17 protein-coding genes are annotated in these 22,425 nt (G+C 72.1%); 10 read left to right on the top strand and 7 right to left on the bottom strand.

The genetic code is table 11. The features are described from left to right. Positions 1–73: 73 nt before the first annotated feature. Positions 74–1,108: a LacI family DNA-binding transcriptional regulator gene (locus BGP73_RS05050; RefSeq protein WP_069812260.1), complete on the bottom strand. Its 1,035-nt coding sequence runs from the start codon at positions 1,106–1,108 to the stop codon at positions 74–76. A 142-nt stretch (positions 1,109–1,250) separates the two neighbouring features. Further along, on the bottom strand, positions 1,251–2,069 hold the full coding sequence (locus BGP73_RS05045; RefSeq protein WP_069812259.1) for an SAM-dependent methyltransferase: 819 nt from the start codon (positions 2,067–2,069) through the stop codon (positions 1,251–1,253). Between the two features lie 316 nt (positions 2,070–2,385). Here BGP73_RS05045 and BGP73_RS05040 point away from each other — a divergent pair, with 316 nt between their 5' ends. Then, a complete protein-coding gene (locus BGP73_RS05040; RefSeq protein ID WP_306303447.1) occupies positions 2,386–4,965 on the top strand; it encodes a SpoIIE family protein phosphatase in 2,580 nt (859 codons plus the stop codon). Between the two features lie 286 nt (positions 4,966–5,251). Here BGP73_RS05040 and gdhA read toward each other — a convergent pair whose 3' ends face one another. Then, entirely contained in the window at positions 5,252–6,631 is a 1,380-nt protein-coding gene (gene gdhA / locus BGP73_RS05035; RefSeq protein WP_069812257.1) for an NADP-specific glutamate dehydrogenase, read from the bottom strand. Positions 6,632–7,162: 531 nt separating this feature from the next. Between gdhA and BGP73_RS05030 the strand changes: the two genes are divergently transcribed. Continuing rightward, positions 7,163–7,582, top strand: coding sequence for an HIT family protein (locus BGP73_RS05030; RefSeq protein ID WP_069812256.1), 420 nt, complete (start codon positions 7,163–7,165; stop codon positions 7,580–7,582). A 210-nt stretch (positions 7,583–7,792) separates the two neighbouring features. Beyond that, on the top strand, positions 7,793–8,632 hold the full coding sequence (locus BGP73_RS05025) for an endonuclease I family protein (protein ID WP_079127211.1): 840 nt from the start codon (positions 7,793–7,795) through the stop codon (positions 8,630–8,632). An 87-nt stretch (positions 8,633–8,719) separates the two neighbouring features. On the opposite strand, the gene BGP73_RS05020 is transcribed toward BGP73_RS05025, so the two are convergent. Together BGP73_RS05020 and BGP73_RS05015 are read right to left on the bottom strand one after the other, a co-directional pair. Beyond that, positions 8,720–9,757 (bottom strand): terpene synthase family protein, encoded by a 1,038-nt coding sequence (locus tag BGP73_RS05020; protein WP_139134525.1) that lies wholly within the window; start codon positions 9,755–9,757, stop codon positions 8,720–8,722. A 92-nt stretch (positions 9,758–9,849) separates the two neighbouring features. Then, positions 9,850–11,196, bottom strand: a complete 1,347-nt coding sequence (locus BGP73_RS05015; RefSeq protein ID WP_069812254.1) for a cytochrome P450 — start codon at positions 11,194–11,196, stop codon at positions 9,850–9,852. Between the two features lie 297 nt (positions 11,197–11,493). Between BGP73_RS05015 and BGP73_RS05010 the strand changes: the two genes are divergently transcribed. The 6 genes from BGP73_RS05010 (at position 11,494) to BGP73_RS04990 (ending at position 20,082) form a co-directional block, all read left to right on the top strand. Further along, complete coding sequence (locus BGP73_RS05010) at positions 11,494–12,954, top strand: SDR family NAD(P)-dependent oxidoreductase (RefSeq protein WP_069812253.1); 1,461 nt, start codon at positions 11,494–11,496, stop codon at positions 12,952–12,954. Positions 12,955–13,255: 301 nt separating this feature from the next. Further along, on the top strand, positions 13,256–13,429 hold the full coding sequence (locus tag BGP73_RS22975; RefSeq protein WP_170837752.1) for a hypothetical protein: 174 nt from the start codon (positions 13,256–13,258) through the stop codon (positions 13,427–13,429). A 225-nt stretch (positions 13,430–13,654) separates the two neighbouring features. Beyond that, complete coding sequence (fdh, locus tag BGP73_RS05005) at positions 13,655–16,933, top strand: formate dehydrogenase (RefSeq protein ID WP_069812252.1); 3,279 nt, start codon at positions 13,655–13,657, stop codon at positions 16,931–16,933. After that, on the top strand, positions 16,930–17,892 hold the full coding sequence (locus BGP73_RS05000; RefSeq protein WP_069812251.1) for a 4Fe-4S dicluster domain-containing protein: 963 nt from the start codon (positions 16,930–16,932) through the stop codon (positions 17,890–17,892). Before fdh ends, BGP73_RS05000 begins: the two co-directional genes overlap by 4 nt. Continuing rightward, positions 17,889–18,923, top strand: a complete 1,035-nt coding sequence (gene nrfD, locus BGP73_RS04995) for an NrfD/PsrC family molybdoenzyme membrane anchor subunit (protein WP_107473955.1) — start codon at positions 17,889–17,891, stop codon at positions 18,921–18,923. Before BGP73_RS05000 ends, nrfD begins: the two co-directional genes overlap by 4 nt. Beyond that, positions 18,898–20,082, top strand: coding sequence for a zinc-dependent alcohol dehydrogenase (locus BGP73_RS04990; protein ID WP_069812250.1), 1,185 nt, complete (start codon positions 18,898–18,900; stop codon positions 20,080–20,082). Before nrfD ends, BGP73_RS04990 begins: the two co-directional genes overlap by 26 nt. Before the next feature lie 32 nt (positions 20,083–20,114). On the opposite strand, the gene BGP73_RS04985 is transcribed toward BGP73_RS04990, so the two are convergent. Next, complete coding sequence (locus BGP73_RS04985; protein WP_069812249.1) at positions 20,115–20,870, bottom strand: rod shape-determining protein; 756 nt, start codon at positions 20,868–20,870, stop codon at positions 20,115–20,117. After that, complete coding sequence (locus BGP73_RS04980; RefSeq protein WP_244501091.1) at positions 20,870–21,160, bottom strand: TraR/DksA family transcriptional regulator; 291 nt, start codon at positions 21,158–21,160, stop codon at positions 20,870–20,872. Before BGP73_RS04980 ends, BGP73_RS04985 begins: the two co-directional genes overlap by 1 nt. A gap of 203 nt (positions 21,161–21,363) precedes the next feature. Here BGP73_RS04980 and BGP73_RS04975 point away from each other — a divergent pair, with 203 nt between their 5' ends. Beyond that, positions 21,364–22,395 carry a HAMP domain-containing sensor histidine kinase gene (locus tag BGP73_RS04975; RefSeq protein ID WP_069812248.1) on the top strand — a complete coding sequence of 344 codons (1,032 nt, stop codon included), beginning with the start codon at positions 21,364–21,366 and terminating at the stop codon, positions 22,393–22,395. The last annotated feature ends 30 nt before the right edge of the window (positions 22,396–22,425 follow it).

Below are 22,425 nucleotides of genomic sequence, written 5' to 3'. Positions count from 1 at the left end.
ATGGCGACCTCGCCGACGGATTCCCGCGAAGCCCGCGCGGGCGTGTCCGGCTCCGGTGGTCCCCACCCGGCGGTCAGCGGCCCGTCCCGGCGGTGGAGGCGCGCACCACCAGCCGCGGGGTCAGCCGCCGCGACCGGGCGGTTCCGCCCTCCACCACCCGCACCAGGGCGGTCGCGGCCCGTTCGCCCATCTCCCGCATCGGCGAGCGCACCGAGGTCAGCGGGATCGGCAGCTGGGCGGAGAGCGGCACGTCGTTGAAGCCGGCCACCGCCAGGTCCTCGCCCGGAACGAGCCCGGAGACCCGGAGCGCTCCCATCACCCCGATCGCGGCGAAGTCGTTGACGGCGAATATGGCCGTGGGACGGGGCCGGACCGTCAGCAGGTGATGCCCGGCCAACTCGCCGCCGCGCGCGTCGAAGGCGGAGTTGACGATCAGTGCCGGGTCCACGGGCGCACCCGCCGCCGCGAACGCTCGCAGGAAACCGCGGGTCCGCTCGACGCCGGTCGACGCGTGGGGCTCACCGGCGACCACACCGACCCGGCGATGCCCCAGTGCCAGGAGGTGCTCGGCCACCATCCGCCCGCCGGCGAGATCGTCGCAGGTGTAGGACGGGACCCGGGGGAGCCGCCGGGAGACCAGGACGGTCGGCACGCCCTGGGCGAGCAGATCCGCGGCGATCGGCGCGTCGAGACGGGCGTCGCCCAGCAGCAGTCCGTCGACCCGTAGCGCCAGCAGCCGCTCGACCTTCCGCCGCTGGACCGCCGGATCGTCGCCGGTGTTGGCGACCACGGCCTGGTAGCCGGCGGCGGTGGCGCCGCTCTCGATCCCCTCGTAGACCGTGGCCAACACGATGTCGGTCAGCCGCGGCACCAGGACCCCCAGCAGCCGGCTGCGGCCGGTACGGAGGCTGGCGGCGGCGGGATGGGCCATGTAGCCCAGGAGCCGGGCGGCCTCGCGCACTCGCTCGCAGGTGTCCGCCCCCACACCGGGGGCCCCGCGCAGCGCGCGGGAGGCGGTCGACTGGTGGACGCCGGCGGCGGCGGCCACCTCGGCCAGCCGCGCACCGCTCGCGCCGGGACCCCGGGGGTCCTCGGTCGGTCGTGTCACGGCCGTCTTCCTTCGTCTCCTCGGTGCACGGGCGGGCGGTCACCGGCTGCTCGGCGCAGCCAGCACGGCTTCCCGGAACCGGCGGCCGACCCGGGTGCGCCCTCCGGGGCCCGTCCGGCCGCGGTCCGGCCGAGCCGAACCGCTACGCCGGCTTGCGGGCGACCCCGCCCCAGTAGTAGGCGGCGTTCGGGTCCTGGGGCGCCGCTTCCTCCGGCCGCCAGCCCATGACCGGTACCAGGCCCGGGCGGACGAGTTCCCAGTCACCGAAGAACGCCTTGACCTCGTCGCGCCGCCGGGGCACCAGCGTCATCCGGCCGCGTCCTGCCGTGGCCACGATCTCCGCCATCGCCTGTTCGTCGAAGTCCTGGCTCGGGTGGGTCACCGCGACGTGGCTGCCGGGTGGCAGCGCGTCCAGCAGTGTCCGCACGTTGTCGACCGGCTCGTGCTCGTCGCCGACCAGCATGAGCACCGCCACCAGCAGGAGCCCCACCGGCTGGTCCAGGTCCAGGTGCCGTGTCAGCACCGGGTCCTCCAGCAGACGTTCCGGCTCCCGCAGGTCGCCTTGCAGGTACACCGTCCGGCCGTCGGACGAGTTCGCCGTCAGGGTCCGGGCGTGGGCCTGCACGATGGGGTCGTTGTCGACGCAGACGACCCGGCTGTCGGGGGCCACGATCCCGGTCACCGAGGGCGTGTCACCGTCCGCGGGAACCCCGGTACCGACGTCCAGGAACTGCCTGAGGCCGGCCTCTCCGGCCATGTACCGGACGGCACGCCCGAGGAACCTGCGGTTCTCCCGGGCCATGGTGCGGATGCTCGGAATCGCCTCCTCGAACGTCTGGCCGAGCGACCGGTCCACGGCGAAATTGCTGCTGCCGCCCAGCCAGTAGTCGTATATCCGGGCGGAGTGCGGCAGGCTGGTGTCGATCCCCGCCGGTGCCGCCTCGTCCTGATTGTTAGTCATAGCGCCCAACTTCGCCTTGTACTTCGGGCGGCCGATGCGACCGCTCCCCGCGGCTGAGCGTAGCGGGCGGCGCAGTCGGGTGGGGCCGGTGCGGCGCACGCGGTCCCGAGCTCCGGTGTGCTCCCCTAAGGGCTGTGCCGTGATCCCTGGCGGGCGCACCACGACAGCCACGGCGCCTCGCCGTGCCGAGGGAACGTCCGGACACCACTCCGTGCGGTGTCCCTCCGCCCAGTGGTGCACCGTGCCCGACGCGTGCGCTGGTCCACCGGGGATCGCGGGACAGCCCTTGGCCCTGTCGGGAACGAGCCCAGGCTGGATGGCTGCGATGAGTGTGTGGAGCGCGGGGGCGGACGTCGGTTCCGGTGGCCCCTTTGGCCGCGAGGTGGCGCAGGCGGCCGTGGCGGTCATCGACGCCCGCGGCACTGTCCTCGTCTGGAGCCCGGCTGCGGAACGGCTGCTGGGCTACCCGGCGGGGGAGGTCGTCGGCCGCGCGGTGACCTGCCTCCTGGCGGAACCGGTCAACCCGCCCTGCCTGACGAGTGAGGAGAACGCCCTGCCGGCCGTCTCCTCCCGGGCGGCCCGGGAGTCGGTGACCGAGGTCCGGCACCGCGACGGGCGGACGGTCCGCCTCGCGCTGATCGCGCTGCCGCTCTCCGGTTGCGCGACCAGCGACGGCGACGGCTCCGGGGGAGGGGCGGAGGACATCCCGAACACCTCCGGCGGCAGCGGTTCGACGGCCGCCTGGATGGTGCTGGCGACCGATCCGGGCGAGAGCTCGCTGGCGCAGACCCAGCGGGCCACGCTCCGGGGCCTGGCCACCCAGTCGCCGATCGGTCTGGCGGTCTTCGACGCGGACCTCCGCCTCACCTGGGCCAACGAGGCTTCCCGCCGGAAGATGGCGGTGCCGCTTGAGGACCGGATCGGTGCACGCCCGGCCGAGATCCACCCGGACGCGGAGATTCTCGGGGAGTACGCCTCGCAGGATCTGCAGCACCTGATGGAGGGGGTGCTGCGCACCGGGGACCCCGTCATCGATCTGCGCCTGCGGGGCCGGCCCCCGACGAACCCGCAGCGTCCGCACGTCTGGTCCTGCTCCTTCTTCCAACTGCGGGGCGCCCGCGGGGAGCCGATCGGCGTCTGCGAGGAGTCGTTCGACATCTCCGACCGCTACCGGGCCCAGCAGCGGCTCTCCCTGATGGTGCGGGCCGGTGAGCGGATCGGCACCAGCCTGGACGTCGTCCGCACGGCCGAGGAGGTGGCCGCGGTGACGGTGCCGGACTTCGCGGACGAGGCCACCGTCGACGTGCTGGAAGCCGTGCTCGCGGGGGAGGAGCCCCCGATCATGAGCCGGCCGGCGGTGTCGCTGGTACGGGTGGTGCGGCGTTCGGTGAACGACCCCGAGCCGGCGCATGACTCGGACGGGGCCGAGAGCGGCCAGCGGAGGGCCGAGCGCCGCCGGACCAGACCGGTGCCCGGACCGCTCATCTGCTACGCCGAGGGGACCGCGCAGATCCGCAGCCTGACCTCGGGCGACCTGGTCCTGGAAGCGGGCCGGGAGGGGGACGCGGGCGACCAGGCGGCAGGCGTCCGCTCCCGCCTGGTGGTGCCCCTGGTCGCCCGGGGACGGACCATGGGACTGGTCACCTTCCTCCGGACCGGGGACACCAGCCCCTTCGACACCGGCGAACTGGCGCTGGCCCGGCAACTGGTGCAGCGGGCGGCGGTGTCCCTGGACAACGCCCGTCGCTACACCCGGGAACGGGCCGCCGCGCTCGAACTCCAGACCAGGCTCCTCCCGCGCCGACTCCCGCGGCCGACCGCCGTCGAGGTGGCCTACCGCTACCTGCCGGCCGGGGACCTGGCCGGCGTCGGCGGTGACTGGTTCGACGTCATCCCGCTCTCCGGGGCCCGGGTCGGCCTGGTCGTCGGGGACGTCGTGGGGCACGGGGTCCGTGCGGCGGCCACCATGGGCCGGCTCCGGACCACCGTGCGGGCGTTGGCCCGGCTGGATTTCACCCCGGACGAGTTGCTCTCCCGGCTGGACGACCTGGTCGGGCAGCCGGAGGACGAGGGCACCGGCCTGGCCGGTGCCGCCGGGAGCGACGCCGGGCCGGAAGGCGACGAGGCCCTCGGCGTCACCTGCCTGTACGCGGTGTACGACCCGGTCTCCCGGCAGTGCTCCATCGCCCGCGCCGGCCATCTGCCGCCGGCGGTCGTGACCCCGGACGGCCAGGTCAGCTTCCCCGAGCTACCGACCGGGCTGCCGTTGGGGCTCGGTGGCCTCCCCTACGAGAGCCGGGAGATCGAACTGCCTCCGGGGAGCCTGCTGGCCCTGTTCACCGACGGCCTGGTGGAGGGCCGCGGGCGGGACCTGGGCACCGGGCTCGACCGGCTCAGCAACGCGCTCCGCCGCCATCGGGAGCCGCTGGAGAACCTCTCCGACCGGCTCGTCCAGTCGGTCCTGCCGCGCGGCTCGGTGGTCGACGACGACGCCGCCCTGCTCCTGGCCAGGACCCGTGCGCTGGACGCGCGCCACGTCGCCGTCTGGGACCTGCCGCCGTCCCCCACCGCCGTCTCCGACGCCCGGACGCTTACCATCGGCCAGCTCCAGCAGTGGGGACTGGAGGAGCTCTCCTTCAGCACGGAACTCGTGGTGAGCGAACTCGTCACCAACGCCATCCGGTACGTCTCCGGTCCGCTCCAGCTCCGGCTCATCCGGGACCGGGTCCTGCTCTGCGAGGTATCGGACACCGGGCACACCTCGCCCAACCTCCGGCGGGCGGCGACCGACGAGGAGGGCGGGCGGGGCCTGTTCATCGTGGCCCAGATGGTCCAGCGGTGGGGCACCCGCTACACGCGGACCGGCAAGACCATCTGGACCGAGCAGAGCCTCTGAAGCGGGCCGGGGCGGTCCGAACCGGGAGGCGGCGGAAGTGGAGGACAACGGGACCGGCAGGCAGTGAGACAGCCGGCCCGGCCGGCGTGTCCACCCGCTGGGCAAGAGAGCGGTGTGCCGGACATGGGCGGTCGCAGGGCGGCCGGAAGCACCTGTACCGGGTCTGCAGGGCTTTCGGCCGACGCCGAGTGACGCCTCCCGGCGGTGGCCGGGGTGGCGCCGGATGGGATGTCGCGACGCGACCATGCCGGATGCGGCTTCGGTGCCGGATCCTTCCGGGCAGCCCTCAGATCAGGCCCTGTGCGAGCATCGCGTCCGCCACCACTTCGAATCCGGCGATGTTGGCGCCGACCACGTAGTTGCCCGGGCTTCCGTACCGCTCGGCCGTGGTGTGGCAGGAGTGGTGGATGTACCGCATGATGTCCGCCAGCCGCTCCTCGGTGTACCCGAAGGACCAGGAGTCCCGGGAGGCGTTCTGCTGCATCTCCAGCGCGCTGGTCGCCACCCCGCCGGCGTTGGCCGCCTTGCCCGGAGCGAAGGCCACGCCCGCCTCCTGAAGCACCCGCACCGCCTCCGGCATGGTGGGCATGTTCGCGCCCTCGGCAACCGCCTTCACCCCGTTGCGCACCAGCGTGATGGCGTCGTCCCCGGTGATCTCGTTCTGCGTCGCACAGGGCAGGGCCACGTCACAGGGGACCTCCCAGACGCCTCGGCCCGGGACGAAGCGGGAGGCACCGCCGCGCCGCTGCGCGTACTCCGAGACCCGGCCCCGGCCACTCTCCTTGACCTCCTTGAGCAGGTCCAGGTCGATGCCCTTGTCGTCGACGACGTAACCGTCGGAGTCGGAGCAGGTGACCACGGTCGCACCGAGCTGCTGCGCCTTCTCGGTGGCGTAGATCGCGACGTTCCCGGACCCGGAGACGGCGACGCGCTGTCCGTCGAGGTCCTCGCCGCGGGTGCGGAGCATCTCGGCGGTGAAGAGCACACAGCCGTACCCCGTCGCCTCGGTGCGCGCCTGGGAACCTCCCCAGCCCAGCCCCTTGCCGGTGAGGACACCCGACTCGTAGCGGTTGGTGATCCTCTTGTACTGGCCGAACAGGTAACCGATCTCCCGGCCGCCGACGCCGATGTCCCCGGCCGGGACATCGGTGTACTCGCCCAGGTGGCGGTGGAGCTCGGTCATGAAGGACTGGCAGAACCGCATGATCTCGGCGTCGGAACGGTTCTTCGGGTCGAAGTCGCTGCCACCCTTGCCGCCGCCGATCGGCATCCCGGTGAGCGCGTTCTTGAAGATCTGCTCGAAGCCGAGGAACTTCACGATCCCCAGGTTCACCGAGGGGTGGAAGCGGAGGCCGCCCTTATAGGGGCCGAGGGAACTGTTGAACTCCACCCGGAAGCCGCGGTTCACATGTATGTCGCCGGAGTCGTCGGACCAGGGCACGCGGAAGATGAGCTGCCGCTCGGGCTCGCAGATCCGCTCGATGATGCGGGCGTCCACGAACTCCGGACGCTTGGCGAGCACCGGACCCAGTGTCTCCAGGACCTCCCGGACCGCCTGGTGGAACTCGGTCTCGCCACGGTTCCGCCGCAGGATCTCGGCGTACAGCGGCTCGATGACGCGGCTCCGAGAGTCGTGGTGCACTTGCGTGTGGGGTTCGGCCGTCATCTGATCAAGCCCTTTCCGTGCATGGAGGGAGTGCGGTGCCCGTGATTGTCCGGGGCACCACGCTGTGCCCACCCTGCCCCTGATACCCACCCTTCGGCCGTGTGAAGACGTGCCGGGACGGGCGCGGCGGGACGGCGCCGCACACCGAGTGTCTCAGGTGACGTCCCCCTGACTGAAACGGCGGTCCTCGATCCGCCGTTCTCACCCTCCGGACACCTGCGTCTCAGAACCACCCCTTCCGGATGTTTGGCCCCGTGGATCCGGCCCGTCGCGGGCCCCGTCGGCGTTCGGCCGGCCTGCTGCGCACCGTGAATCCATGCTCAGGGTTGACTCCCGTATCGGCCACCGGGCGGAGGGGCGGCCACTCGTCCCGTGGGACGGTGCGGGCGGAACACTGACTCTGAGTCGCGCCGGGACGACGCTCGGGAACGCTCGCGAACCCGTTTGCCCCGGTCGGCGGGCGGTCCGTGAGAGGGCTCCGGCCCCGCCTCCGGTACGCCGCGTTCGTGGACCACCGCAAGGCGTTGTTGAATGGGCGCCGTGGGGTGCCTTTTCTGCGACATCATCAGCGGCGCAGAGCCGAGCCGGAGGGTCTTCGAGGACGAGACCGCGGTGGCCTTCCTCGACACCCGCCCGCTCTTCCCCGGGCATGCCCTGGTGGTGGTCCGGGACCACGTGGAGACGCTCACCGACCTCCCGGCCGAGCAGGTCGGCCCGTTCTTCGCCGGGGTGCGGCGGGTCACCGGTGCGGTGGAGCGGGGGACGGGGGCGGTGGGCTCGTTCGTCGCCCTGAACAACCGGGTCAGCCAGTCCGTGCCCCATCTGCACGTCCATGTCGTCCCGCGCAACCGGAAGGACGGGCTGCGCGGATTCTTCTGGCCCCGTTCGCGCTACGAGGACGAAGCGCACGCGGACGCGGTCGCGGACCGGATCCGCGCCGCGCTGGACTGAGGCCGCCGCGGCAGGGTCCTCGGCCCGGTGTTCCACCGGCAGTCGGACCGGAAACCCCACCTGCCGCAATGTTCGGACAGTTGTGCACATCTCCTGTGTGTTGATCGGTTCTGTGTCAAGCTGCCTCCCGATCGAACACAAGTTGCTGCGCCGGTAATGAACCGTCTCCGGTCGGCCGGCGCGGCGTCAACGGAGAGGACAACCCCCCACATGACCGTCCCTCATAACGGCCGTTGGAAGAAGCCACTCGTCCTGCTGATCGGCGTCGGGATGGCCGCGGTGGCCGCCCAGCCCGTGGCGACCGCGGCCGACGCCCCGGTCAAGGCCCCCACCGCCTCGGCCGCGGCCCCCGTCAGCAGCTACGACGACACCTACTACGAGGGTGCGATCGGCAAGACCGGCGACGAACTGAAGAGCGCCCTCAACGAGATCATCAGCAGCGACGTCACCAAGCTGTCGTACAGCCAGGTCTGGGACGCGCTGAAGGTCACCGACCGAGACCCGGACAACTCCGGCAACGTCATCCTGCTCTACACCGGGCGCTCGCAGAGCGCCGACTCCAACGGCGGCGGAGTCGGCCAGTGGAACCGGGAGCACGTCTGGGCCAAGTCGCACGGCGGGTTCGGTACCTCCGTCGGCCCGGGCACCGACGTGCACCACCTGCGTCCGGCGGACGTGCAGGTGAACAGCGTCCGGGGCAACAAGGACTTCGACGAGGGCGGCACGGAGGTCGACGGGGCGCCGGGCAACTTCACCGACAGCGACTCCTTCGAGCCCCGCGACGAGGTCAAGGGCGACGTGGCCCGCATGATCCTCTACATGGCCGTGCGGTACGAAGGGGGCGACGGACCCGATCTGGAGGTCAACGACAGCGTCAACAACGGCAGCAAGCCGCTGCTGGGACGTCTCTCGGTACTGAAGGCCTGGAACGACGAGGACCCGCCGGACTCCTTCGAGAAGCAGCGTAACCAGGTGATCTACGACGAGTTCCAGCACAACCGCAACCCGTTCATCGACCACCCCGAGTGGGTGGACGAGATCTGGGGCTGAGCTAGAGGGCCGGCCCCCGACCGGGGCCGGCCCGAGCAGCCGGCGCGACCACCGGGCGCCGGGAGGCTCCTGTCGACCGGCGCCGCCTCAACGCGGCTCGGTCCGGGGGGAGACGAGATCCTCCAGGTGGCCGGGGCCGTCGGCGGGCAGCAGGGAGTCGGTGGCATAGCGCGCGGTGCGTGCCTCCCAGTCGTAGCAGCCGCGCATCCAGGCCCGCATTCCCTGCACCAGACGCTGGACCGCGGCCTGTTGCCCCGAGTCGAGCCCCAGGGCGGTGCTCACCTCGGGGACCTCCTGCTCCAGCGCCAGGAAGCGCTCCATGTGGGTCCGCACCATGGTGCTGATGAGGTCGATCGCCTCCGACTCGGTGCTGCCCTGCTCCCGTTGCAGGACGAGCACCAGATTGTGGCTGTCGCCGCGCGAGGCCTCCTTCTCCAGGGAGGAGATGTCGTTGTTCAGCGCGATGACCAGGGTCGTGATCTCCCGCATCTCGCGCAGCTGGCGGCTCTCGTAGGCGTGCTGGGGGACCTCGAAGTGCCCGACCCGTTCGATGAGGTCCTGGAGCGGGCGCATGGCGACGGTGTTCCGGCGCAGGCTCAGGTACTCCTCCACCCCCGGCGGCCGCCGCCGCGCGCGGTTGGACGCCTCCCGGACGTGGGCCTGGAAGTACTCCCGGAAGTGCAGCGCCGTCCGCTGCTGCCAGACCGCCGACATGCCCTCGGCGCAGCGGGGCCACAGGTTCATCCAGGCGTCGACGACCGGCACCCCGCTCCGGGGCCGGGGGCGGCCGGCCGGCCAGGTCAACGCGGCGAGCCGTTCGCAGAGCGCCTGGGTACGGCCGTGTTCTCGGCCGAGCCTCCCGTCGAACTGGTCGTCGAAGAGGAACATGAAGCCGAGGACGTCGAAGACCACGTCGAGGTCGGCGCCCAGGGCGTGCGGGTTGGTCCGCGCGGCCAGGTCGGCGAGCCGCCAGGAGCGGTACCGGCTCTCGGCCTCCTCGGTGCCGAGCAGGCCGTACCGCCGGGCCCAGGCCAGGTTGTGGGTCTCCGCGCGGGCCCGGTCCGGACTGCTGGCGGCGGTGAACGGGATGTAGAGGGGGGTTCCCTGCGGCAAAGTTTCCTCCACGAGCCATACCGTCTCGGCGGCGGGGTGGCCGCTCCGGCCGCTTCCGTGTGAAGCGGCCGGAGCGGCTTGCGCCCGGGCGGGCGCGGGGTTGTTCAGCGCCCGTCGGGGCTCCGGGCCTCCAGGCGGAGGCGCAGGCCCGCGGGGCGTTGGGTCAGCCGGATGCGGGGCCGCACCTTCGTGCCGGGCACGGTGCGGACTCGCCAGCGCTGGAGCACCATCGCCAGGGCGATGCTGCCCTCCGTCATCGCGAAGTTGTCCCCGATGCACTTGCGGGCACCGGCTCCGAACGGGATGAGAGCCTCCCGCTGTCGGCGTCCCGCCCGTTCGCCGGTCCAGCGGTCGGGGTCGAAGCGCTCGGGAGCGTCGAAGACGGCGGGGTCGCGGTGGAGGGCCTCGGGGCTGTAGAAGACGTCGACACCGGCGGGGAGCCGATGCCCGCCGAGGACGGTGGGGGCGACGGTGGTCCGGCTGAGCAGCCAGATCGGTGGATAGAGGCGCAGCACCTCGGTGAGCAGCCGCTGCATCCGCCGCAGCCGCGGAATGTCCTCGTGGCGCGGATCCCGGCCGGCCAGGCACTCCTCGAGCTCTTCCTGGATCCGGCGGTACTCCTCCGGATGGGTGGCCAACACGTGCAGGGCCCAGGCCATCATGGAGCCGGTGGTCTCGATTCCGCCGATCAGGAAGCCGAAGACCTCCTCGTGGAGGGCCCGGTCCTCAGCCGGATCACCGGGCGGTGGTGAGTTCGCCAGGAGCATCGTCATCAGGTCGGACTCGTCCTCCGCGGTGGAGCGGCGGTACTCGACCAGCTCGGATATCGCCTGGTAGGTGCTCGCCACGGCCTCCTGCCAGCGCCGGTTGGCCGGGAGCGGCACCCGGGACAGCGGCGGCAGGAGCACATGGCTGAGGAGTCCGGAGAGGATCACCGGGAAGTTCCGCTGGAAGGTCTCCGCGATCCGCCGGCCCTCGGTACCGCGCAGCATGGTGGCGGACAGCGCCCCGGTGGCCAGCCGGGCCATCTCCTCGTCAGGATCGATCACCTCCCGTTCGGACCAGGCGGCGATGTGGTGGTGGACGCACTCGCGCATCCGGTCGGCGTAGCCCGGCATCCTTGAGTGGTGGAAGGCCGGCTGGAGCAGCGGCCGGCGCACCCGGTGGCGCTCGGCCCGGCAGGTGCCCAGGCTCTCTCCCACCAGCCCGATGAACGGTTCGTAGAAGGCGCCGCCCTTGTCGAAGTCCCGGTGGCCGGCGACGAGCATGTGACGGACCAGCTCCGGGTCGTTGACGATGTAGGCGGGGCGCGGCCCCAGACGGGCCCGCACGATGGGGCCGCGGGCCCGCTGGGCCTCGAAGAAGCCGACCGGGTCCTTCGCCAGGCTGCCGATGTGTCCGATACCGGGAAGCGCCCCGGAGGCGTACGGGATGGTCGTGGGTGGTGGCATCCGCAGTCCCCTCGCCGATGACGCACAGTCGCGTGCCCGCGTCCGCTGGGCGGCGGGCGCCCCATATCTGCCCATCAGCCGTGAGAGGCATTCACAGCCACCTGTAAGACAGCTAAAGCGAAAATATGTAGATGTTCCCGGCACCTGGAGGGTCGGCTGTAGCGGGGCCGGACGGGCGGGGCGGCTGGCAGCGGCTTTCCGGTTTGGTGGAGTCCGAGCTGAGTACGTACAGTTCCGCCGGACCCTGAACGAGGGGCCGAGTCATGGAACAGGCGATCCAGGAGAGCGGCGGCGTCGATGACGGTGACTGAAGAGGGCCCGGTCGACGGGCCCGGCATCGACCCCCAGCGGTTGGCCACCTGCCTGAGCGTGCTCCGGGAACTCGACGAGCTCCCGCTGGACCACCCCGACGCGATAGCGGTCCGGCGCGCCACCGCCGGCATCTACCGGACGGTCAAGCAGCGCCGCCGGCAGGAGCGGCGGGCGGCCAAGACCGCCCACGACAAGGCGGTGACCGAGGCGACCGCGACCGGCGCGGCCGACCGGATCGACGACGAGACCCTCGGCATCCCGCTCACCGCCTCCGCCACCTCGGAGATCGCCGGGATCCTGGAGCGTCCGCGCTCCTGCTACATCTGCAAGGCCCGCTACCGCGAGGTGGACGCCTTCTACCACCAGCTCTGCCAGCCGTGTGCCGCGGAGAACCGCAGTCGGCGGGAGGCCCGCACCGACCTGATCGGGCGGCGGGCGCTGCTCACCGGGGGCAGGGCCAAGATCGGGATGTACATAGCGCTCCGGCTGCTCCGTGACGGCGCCCACACCACGATCACCACCCGCTTCCCGAGCGACGCGATCCGACGCTTCACCGCGATGCATGACAGCGCCGACTGGCTCCACCGCCTCAAGGTCGTCGGTATCGACCTCCGGGACCCGGGCCAGACACTGGCGCTCGCCGACTCGGTGGCCGCCGACGGCCCGCTGGACATCCTGATCAACAACGCGGCGCAGACCGTCCGCCGTTCCCCCGAGGCCTACGCCGAGCTGATAGCCGGGGAGTCCGCGCCCCTCCCCGCCGGAGAGCTGCCCGAGTCGGTGGTGCTGGGCCGGTTCGGCAGCGGCGCCCAGCCGACGCTCACCGGTACGGCCGCCGCCCCCGGAGCGCTGACCGCCGAGTCGGTCGCCGCGCTGGCGCTCACCACCGGTTCCGCCTCACCAGCCCGGATCGAGTCCGGCACCGCCATCGACGCGGGCGGCCTCGTCCCCGACCTGGCACCCAGCAACAGCTGGGTGCAGAAGGTCGAGGAGGTCCTCCCGGTGGAACTGCTCGAAGTCCAGCTGTGCAACGTCACCGCGCCCTTCATCCTGCTCAGCAGGTTGCGCCCGGCTATGGCCGCCTCCCCGGCGCGCCGAAAGTACGTGGTGAACGTCTCGGCCATGGAGGGCGTCTTCAGCCGCGGCTACAAGGGCCCCGGCCATCCCCACACGAACATGGCCAAGGCGGCCCTGAACATGCTCACCCGCACCAGCGCCCAGGAACTCCTGGAGACCGACGGCATCCTGGTGACCAGCGTGGACACCGGCTGGATCACCGACGAACGCCCGCACCCGGACAAGATGCGACTGGCCGCGGAGGGCTTCCACGCCCCACTGGACCTGGTCGACGGCGCGGCGCGGGTCTACGACCCGATCGTCCGGGGTGAGCGCGGCGAGGACCTCTACGGCTGCTTCCTCAAGGACTACGCGCCCGCCGACTGGTAGCGGCGCATCCACCCCTCCGGCCGGCCGGAGGGGTGAACCGGGGTATGTGACGAGCGGCGAGCGATTCGGATATGTACGCTGGGAATCGACGGACAGCCTCGCTGACGCGTTCGCGGAAAGACACGCACGGTTCAGGGAGGCCCGGACCCGTCTCGGGAGTCGCCAGAGACCTTGGTCGTCTCCCGGAACCACACCCGGCGCCACCGCGTCTGAACTGTCCCTTTTGCAGCCCCACCGGGCGCCCGGCGTCTGGTTCGGGACGCCCCGTGGCGCACGGACTCGCGACACGAAGGAGTGCGCGGTGACGACATTCGAGAAGACGGCGCAGAGCGCCTGCCCGGCGGAGGGCGAGGACGGGCATCCTCAGCGGACCGAGCTCCGCGGTCCGGACAACTGGGGCGGGCTGGCTCCGATCCAGCTCGCCGGATACGAGGACGACCCCGCCGAGCCGCACATCCTGCGCGGAATCGACTGAGGTCCGTCCCCGGCGGACGGCCCCGGCTCCTCCTGCGGCACAACGGGCCGGCCCTTGGCGGGACGACCGCCAAGGGCCGGCCCGTCCCGTTGGAACCCCCGCGTTCGAACCGCCTCCTCCGTGACCCCACCGTCCCGGAGACAAAATAATGAGTAAGAACCCGCTGGCGGGGCACTCGACGACGCGGTCTCGGTCGGGTGACGGACGAACGCAGCGGAGGAGAGCATGGGCGTGCGCAGCCGGATGCTTCAGTGGCCGGTCTACCGCCAGTTGACGGGCGGTGACCCGCTCGGCCGGGGAGCGGCCGCGAAGTCGGAGGGCAGCGAGACGATAGAGGCGCGTACCGCGACCGCCGACCGAGTGGTCCGCTCGGTCTGCCCGTACTGCGCGGTCGGCTGTGGACAGAACGTCTACGTCAAGGACGAGCGGGTGGTGCAGATCGAGGGGGACCCGGACTCCCCGGTCAGCCGCGGCCGGCTCTGTCCGAAGGGATCCGCCACCCTCCAGCTCACCACCGGGCCGGCCCGGCTCCACCAGGTGCTCTACCGGCCGCCACACGGCCGGGAGTGGCAGCGGCTGGACCTGGACACCGCCATGGAGATGGTCGCCGACCGGGTGGTGCGGACCCGGCGGGAGACCTGGGAGTGGGAGCAGCGGGGCCGACGTACCGCCCGCACCATGGGAATCGCCAGCCTCGGCGGGGCCACGTTGGACAACGAGGAGAACTACCTCATCAAGAAGCTCCTCACCGGCCTCGGCGTGGTGCAGGTGGAGAACCAGGCCCGGGTCTGCCACAGCTCCACCGTTTCCGGGCTCGGCACGTCGTTCGGGCGTGGCGGCGCGACCACCTTCATGCAGGACCTCCAGCACTCCGACTGCATCGTCATCCAGGGCTCGAACTTCGCCGAGGCGCACCCCGTCGGCTTCCAGTGGGTCATGGAGGCCAAGGCCCGCGGCGCCAGGATCATCCATGTGGACCCCCGCTTCACCCGCACCAGCGCCCTGGCCGACCAGCACGTGCCGATCCGGGCAGGCAGCGACATCGCCTTCCTCGGCGGGATCATCAACCACGTCCTCAGCACCGGCAAGGACTTCCGGGAGTACGTGCTGGCGTACACCAACGCGGCCACCCTGCTCCGGGAGGACTTCCAGGACACCGAGGACCTGGACGGCGTCTTCTCCGGTCTCGACGAAGAGCACGGGAGCTACGATCTGCGCAGTTGGCAGTACCGGACCGGGGAGGTGCAGGCCGCCTCGGGAAAACGCGCCGAGCAGTACGAGGACCGGTCCGGTGCCGAGGACGGCATCGCCGAGCGGACCAGCGTCCAGGCCGCCGGAGGATCGGAGTCGCACGGCTCCGGAGGGGCCCGCGCCGCCGCGGAGCCGGAGCGGGACGAAACCCTTCAGCACCCGCGGTGCGTTTACCAGGTGCTCAAACGGCACTACGCCCGCTACACACCCGAAATGGTGGAGCGGATCTGCGGGGTGCCACGCGAGGACTTCCTGCGGGTGTGCGAGGCGCTGACGGAGAACTCCGGCCGGGACCGGACGAGCGCCTTCGTCTACGCGGTCGGCTGGACGCAGCACTCCGTCGGCGCGCAGTACATCCGGGCGGCGAGCATCCTCCAACTCCTCCTGGGCAACATCGGCCGGCCCGGCGGCGGTATCCAGGCGCTCCGCGGTCACGCCAGCATCCAGGGCTCGAGCGACATCCCCACCCTGTTCAACCTGCTGCCCGGCTACATCCCGATGCCGCACGCGCACGTACACGAGAACCTCGACACCTTCGTCCGCTCCAGCCAGGCCGACAAGGGGTTCTGGGGGAACATGCGGTCCTACACGGTGAGCCTGCTCAAGGCGTACTACGGGGACGCGGCACAAGCCGGCAACGACTACTGCTTCGACCACCTGCCGCGGTTGACCGGCTCGCACAGTACCTACGACACGGTCCTGGCCCAGCTCGACGGGGTCTGCAAGGGGTACTTCCTGATGGGGGAGAACCCCGCCGTCGGTTCGGCCAACACCCGCCTCCAGCGGCTGGGCATGGCCAACCTCGACTGGCTGGTGGTCCGTGACTTCTCCCTGATCGAGTCCGCCACCTGGTGGAAGGACGGCCCCGAGATCGAGAACGGTGAGCTGCGCACCGAGGACATCGGCACCGAGGTGTTCTTCTTCCCCGCGGCCTCGCACACCGAGAAGTCGGGTTCGTTCACCAACACCAACCGCTGGCTGCAGTGGCACGACGCCGCCGTGGAACCGGCCGGAGACGCCCGCAGCGACCTGTGGTTCATGTACCACCTCGGCCGACGGATCAAGGAGAAGCTCGCCGGATCGACCGATCCCATGGACCGCCCGGTGCTCGACCTCGCCTGGGACTACCCGGTCGAGGGACCGCTCCAGGAGCCGCGGGCCGAGGCGGTGCTCGCCGAGATCAACGGGGCGGGCCCGGACGGCCGGCCGCTCGACGCCTACACCCAGCTCAAGGACGACGGCTCCACCCGCTGCGGCTGCTGGATCTACTGTGGGGTGTACGCGGACGGCGTCAACCAGGCGGCCCGCCGCAAACCGCAGTCCGAACAGGACTGGGTGGCCGCCGAGTGGGCCTGGGCCTGGCCGGCGAACCGGCGGGTGCTCTACAACCGCGCCTCGGCCGCCCCCGACGGCAGCCCGTGGAGCGAGCGCAAGGCCTACGTCTGGTGGGAGCCCGACGCCGGACGCTGGACCGGCCACGACGTGCCGGACTTCATCCCCGACCGGGCACCCGACTACGTGCCCCCGGACGGCGCCACCGGGCCCGACGCGCTCCGCGGGGACGACCCCTTCATCATGCAGGCCGACGGCAAGGGGTGGCTGTTCACCCCGGCAGGGCTGGTGGACGGTCCGATGCCGACGCACTACGAACCGCCGGACTCGCCGTTCCCCAACGCCCTGTACCGGCAGAACCGCTCGCCCATCCGGCTCCTGCACTCGCGCAGCGGCAACCGGTACCACCCCAGTGGCACGGAGCCCGGCGCCGAGGTGTACCCGTACGTCATCACCACCCACCGGCTCACCGAGCACTTCACCGCGGGCGGGATGAGCCGCTGGTCGCCCTACCTGTCGGAACTCCAGCCGGAGTTCTTCTGCGAACTCTCCCCGGCGCTCGCCGCCGAGCGGGGACTGGAGCACATGGGCTGGGCCACCATCATCACCGCCCGCAACGCCATTGAGGCGCGCGTGCTGGTCACCGAGCGGATCAGACCGCTGACGGTGCACGGTCGCACGGTCCACCAGATCGGCCTCCCGTTCCACTGGGGACCGAACGGCTACTCGACCGGGGACGCGGCCAACGAACTGGTCGCCATCGTCCAGGACCCGAACGCGCACATCCAGGAGGACAAGGCGCTCACCGCCGACATCCGGCCCGGCCGGCGCCCCCGCGGCCCGGAACTGCCCCTGCTGGTGGCCGAGTACCGGAGGAGGGCCGGCATCACCGAACGCACCGGCACGGAGGTCCGGGCATGACCGACTTCGACATCCGCACCCTGCTGTCCGGCCCCGAAGCGGACCCGACGGGCGACTCCGGATACCAGGACCACCCCGAGCGGGTCGGTTTCTTCACCGACACCTCGGTCTGCATCGGCTGCAAGGCCTGCGAGGTCGCCTGCAAGGAGTGGAACGCCATCCCCGAGGACGGGCTGACCCTGACCGGGATGTCGTACGACAACAGCGAAGGGCTGGGCGCCTCCACCTGGCGCCATGTCGCCTTCATCGAGCAGAGCGCCCCGGTCCGCGCCCCCTCACCGGAGCCCTCCTCCGCGGGGGCGGCCCCCGCCGTGCCCGAGCCCGACGGCCGTACCGAACTGCGGTGGCTGATGTCCTCCGACGTCTGCAAGCACTGCACTCACGCCGGATGCCTGGACGTGTGCCCCACCGGTTCGCTGTTCCGCACCGAGTTCGGCACGGTCGTCGTCCAGGAGGACATCTGCAACGGCTGCGGGTACTGCGTGCCGGCCTGCCCCTACGGGGTCATCGAGCAGCGCCCCGGAGACGGCCGCGCCTTCAAGTGCACGCTCTGCTACGACCGCCTCGGCGCCGGTCAGGAACCGGCCTGCGCCAAGGCGTGCCCCACCGAATCCATCCAGTTCGGGCCCCTGGCGGAGCTCCGGGACCGGGCCGCCGAACGCGTCGACCAACTCCACCAGGCCGGCCTGACCGAAGCCCGCCTCTACGGCGCGGACCCGGACGACGGGGTCGGCGGCGACGGGGCGTTCTTCCTGCTGCTCGACGAACCCGAGGTCTACGGCCTGCCGCCCGACCCGATCGTCACCACCCGAGACCTGCCGGCCATGTGGAAACACGCAGGTGTGGCGGCGCTCTCCCTGCTGAGCGGTTTCGCGCTGGCGTTCGCGACCACGCGGGCGGCGCCCACCGACCGATCCACCCGCATCCCAACGACCGTACGGCGAAAGGGGCGCCGATGACCGGCTCCGACGTGACCAAGGCAGGCGTCCGCGGGCAGCGACCGGGCAGCGAGGCCACGCCCGACTCGCTCCGGGCGCCCAGCAAGCGCCGCCGCGCCGAGGAACCCATGGTGCCCAAGGCGGACTTCGACTCCTACTACGGCAGGCCGATCATCAAGGCCCCCTCCTGGTCCGCCCGGGACATCGCCGGCTACTTCTTCCTCGGCGGCCTGGCGGGAGCCGGCTCCGTACTGGCGGCCGGCGCACACCTGACCGGGCGCCGGCGAACCGCCAAGGCGATGAAGGTCTCTTCGCTGGGGGCGATCTCGCTCTCCACGGCGGCGCTCGTCCACGACCTCGGGATGCCGAGCAGGTTCGCGAACATGCTGCGGGTCTGCAAACCCACCTCACCGATGAGCGTGGGCTCCTGGCTGCTCGCCGGCTACGGGCCGGCCGCGGGCGCCGCGGCGCTCTGCGCCGCCACCGGACGGCTGCCCCGGGCGGACGCGGCCGCCACCGCCACCGCGGCGGTGCTCGGCCCGGCCGTAGCGGCGTACACCGCGGTGCTCGCCGCGAACACCGCGGTGCCCGCCTGGCACGAGGCCCACCGGGAGCTGCCGTACGCCTTCGTCTCCTCCGCCACCGCCGCGGCGGCGGGCATGGCGCTGGTCGTGGCACCGCTCTCGGAGAACGCCCCGGCCCGCCGGGCGGCCCTGCTGGGTGCCGCCGGTGAGGCGCTGGCACTGCGGATCGGCAAGCGCCGGATGGGCATCGTCGCCGAGACCTACGAACGGGGCTTGGGCGGCCGGTTCTCCCGCGTCGCCGAACTGCTCAGCGCGGGCGGGGCGCTGGGAGCGGCGCTCCTGGGCCACCGCCACCGTTCCGCGGCCGCGATCAGCGGGCTGTCCCTCCTGGCCGGGTCGGCCTGCCTCCGCCTCGGGGTGTTCCACGCGGGCATCGCCTCCGCCGAAGACCCCAAGTACACCGTCCTGCCCCAGCGGCAGCGGAGCACCGAGAGGAGCCGCCGTGAAAGCCCTGACCTGGCAAGGTAAGCGCGACGTCCGGGTGGAGGACGTCCCCGACCCCAAGATCCAGGAGCCCACCGACGTGATCGTGCGGATCACCTCCGCCGGTCTGTGCGGCTCCGACCTGCACCTCTACGAGGTCCTCGGACCGTTCCTCGAGCCGGGCGATATCCTCGGCCACGAACCCATGGGCGTGGTGGAGGAGACCGGCTCCCAAGTCACCGCGCTCCGGCCGGGGGACCGTGTGGTCGTCCCCTTCAACGTCTCCTGCGGCACCTGCTGGATGTGCTCCCGCGGGCTCCACTCGCAGTGCGAGACCTCGCAGGTTCGGGAGCGCGGAATGGGCGCCGCGCTGTTCGGCTACACCAAGCTGTACGGCCAGGTCCCCGGCGCGCAGGCCGAGTTCCTCCGGGTGCCGTTCGGCAACGACCTGCCGGTCAAGGTGGCGCACGGCCCCCCGGACGAGCGCTACGTCTACCTCTCCGACGTACTGCCCACCGCCTGGCAGGGCGTCGAGTACGCCGCCGTGCCACCCGACGGCACACTGGCCGTCCTCGGCCTCGGCCCGATCGGTGACATGGCGGCCCGAATAGCCCTGCACCGGGGGGCCGGCAAGGTCATCGGCATCGACCTGGTACCGGAACGGCTGGAGCGGGCCCGGGCCCGCGGGGTCGAGGTGCTGGACCTCCGCGAGCACGGCAAGAACCTCGGGGACGCCGTCCGGGAACTCACCGGAGGCCGCGGCGCCGACTCCGTGCTCGACGCGGTCGGCATGGAGGCCCACGGCGCGCCGGGTGCCAAACTGGCCCAGCAGATCGCCGGTCTGCTGCCGGACAACATCGCCGAGAAGGTCATGGGCCGGGCCGGTGTGGACCGGATGGCCGCGCTGCTCACCGCGGTGGACATCGTGCGGCGCGGGGGCACCGTCTCGATCAGCGGGGTCTACGGCGGGGCGGTCGACCCGCTGCCGCTGCTCACCATGTTCGACAAGCAGATCCAGTTGCGCATGGGGCAGGCCAACGTCCGGCACTGGGTGGACGACCTGCTGCCCCTGCTCACCGACGAGGATCCGCTCGGCGTGGACGGTTTCGCCACGCACAGCATGCCCCTGCGGGAGGCGCCCCGTGCCTACCAGATGTTCCAGTCGAAGGACGACGGCATGGTGAAGACGCTCTTCAAGCCCTGAACGGGCGGCCTCGGCCGCGGGACACGTCTCGGTCAGCCCGCCCGGCCCCGGTCGGGCGGGGCCGCGGCGAGCAGAGCGGCGCCGCGTAGCGCGGTCACGTGCGGAACGGGTGCCCGGCGCACCGGCGCGGACAGGGTCCGCGATATGCCGTCGGCCAGCTCAGGCCAGAGCGCACCGCCACCCACCAGCAGGATTCCGCGGCTCAGCGCCTCGGAGGTCGCGCCGCTGTCGTCGGCCCCCAGCAGTTCCTCCACCATGCGGGCCACCGACGGCACCAGCGCGACCCCGGCCTGCGTGCCCTTCCCGTCGGCGATGCCCACCTCCGCCCGCCGGGCCCCGACCACCGAGCCTTCGGTGACCAGCGCCACCTCCGTGACCTCCGCCCCGGCGTCCACCACGAGAAGCCCCTGGGAGACGTCCGCCCCGGCGCCCAGCGCCGCCGCCCGGACCCCGTCCACGGTCAGCACCGTCCGAGGCCCGAGCACCTCAAGGGCGGTGAGTGCGTCCTGCCGGTGCCGCGGGCCGCAGAGCACCGGCAGGGTGCAGACCACCAGGGGGCCGCGACCCCAGCGGGGCAGCCGCCCGGCGAGCAGCCGCTCCAGCAGCCGGGCGCACTCGTCCGCGTCGTTGATGGCCCCCCGGCGGACCGGGTAGCGGGGCCCCGAGCCGGAGAACGACACGGTGGGAACGTTGAGGACCATTCCCCGGCCGGCCAGCCAGGCCCGGGTGCGGGCACTGCCCATGTCGATCGCCACGCCGGGCCGGAACCGTCGCGCGAGAGCGGACATCAGACCGCCCGACTCTGGCAGCCCACGCACCGGCTGGCGTAGGGCAGGATCTCCAGGCGCTCCCGCGGAATCGCCCGGGAGCAGTCCTCGCAGTCCCCGTAGGTTCCCTCCTCAAGGCGGCGCATGGCCCGATCGATCTCCGCCAGCACCCCCCGCATGGTGTTCACCTGCACGGCGGTCGGTCCGTCCCCGACCAGATCCGGCTGCCCCTCGATGGCCGCGAGCTGCGCCGTCCGGGTCTCCCGTTCGTGCTCCAGCCGCTGCCGCGCGTCGTGTGGTTTGAGCCTCATGCCCCCACCATGGGAAGCCGGCGTGCGCGCGGCCATGGGGGCGGGCACCCATTTCCAGTCGGTGCCGACCCCCATCTTTCCGGGGCCGACGGCTCCGCGGGCCATGAATCCCCGGCGGATACACCGGGCGGTCGACCCGCGGCGCTCCGGGGGGGCAGGCTGGGCTCACGGTACTACCGACGACCGAGGAGGCCCCACCCCCCGTGTCCCTGTTCTGGCGGATCTTCCTGCTCAACGCGCTGGTCTTCGGCGCCGCCCTGGCCTCGCTGCTGCTGGCGCCGGTGACCGTCTCGGTCCCGGTGCTGCTCACCGAGGCCTCGGTGCTCGTCGGGGGGCTGCTGGTGATGCTCGTCGCCGACGCCGCCCTGCTCCACGTCGGGCTCGCCCCGCTCGGCCGGCTGACCGGGCTGATGGCCACGGTCGACCTGCTGCGGCCCGGGCAGCGGCTGCCGGTCACCGGCCAGGGGGACGTGCCGGAGCTGATCCGCACGTTCAACGAGATGCTCGACCGGCTGGAGGCCGAGCGCGGGGACAGCAACGCCCGGGCCCTCTCCGCGCAAGAGGCGGAGCGCCGCCGGATCGCCCAGGAGCTCCACGACGAGGTCGGGCAGAGCATGACGGCGGTGCTGCTGGAGCTGAAACGCGTCGCGGACCGGGCGCCGGAGCACCTTCGCTCGGAGCTCCGGCACGTGCAGGAGGCGACTCGGGAGAGCCTGGACGAGGTGCGGCGCATCGCCCGCCGGCTCCGCCCCGGGGTACTGGAGGACCTCGGGCTGGTCAGTGCGCTCACCGCGCTGACCACCGACTACGCTACGCACACCGGCCTCACCGTGCGGCGCTCCCTCGCCTCGGACCTCCCCCCGCTGGGGCAGGACACCGAACTGGTGCTCTATCGCGTGGCGCAGGAGAGCCTGACCAATGTGGCCCGGCACTCGGGAGCCTCTCAGGTGTGGTTGACGCTGGAGCACGGAACCACCGGGACCTCCGCCGACCGGGCGGGCCGCGGCCGAGAGCACGTGGTGCTGACCGTCCGGGACGACGGCAGCGGCCTCGGGCGCTCGCACGAGGGGGCCGGAATCCGGGGCATTCGGGAGCGCGCCCTGCTGGTCGGCGGAGATCTCCGGATCTGGTCGGAGGCGGGCGCCGCCGGGCAGTCCTCGGCCGGCACGACGGTGCGCTTGGCGGTGCCGGTCGACACGGTCGGTGACGAGCGGAAGGAAGAGGGAGAAGGATGACGGCTGCGCCCGGAACGCGGGGCGGGCGGG

Origin of the sequence: Streptomyces sp. TP-A0874, assembly GCF_001748085.1 — a bacterium.
GTDB lineage: Bacteria > Actinomycetota > Actinomycetes > Streptomycetales > Streptomycetaceae > Streptomyces.
The sequence above is the reverse complement of the archived record's forward strand: the minus strand, read 5'-3'. Positions and strand labels throughout refer to the sequence as shown.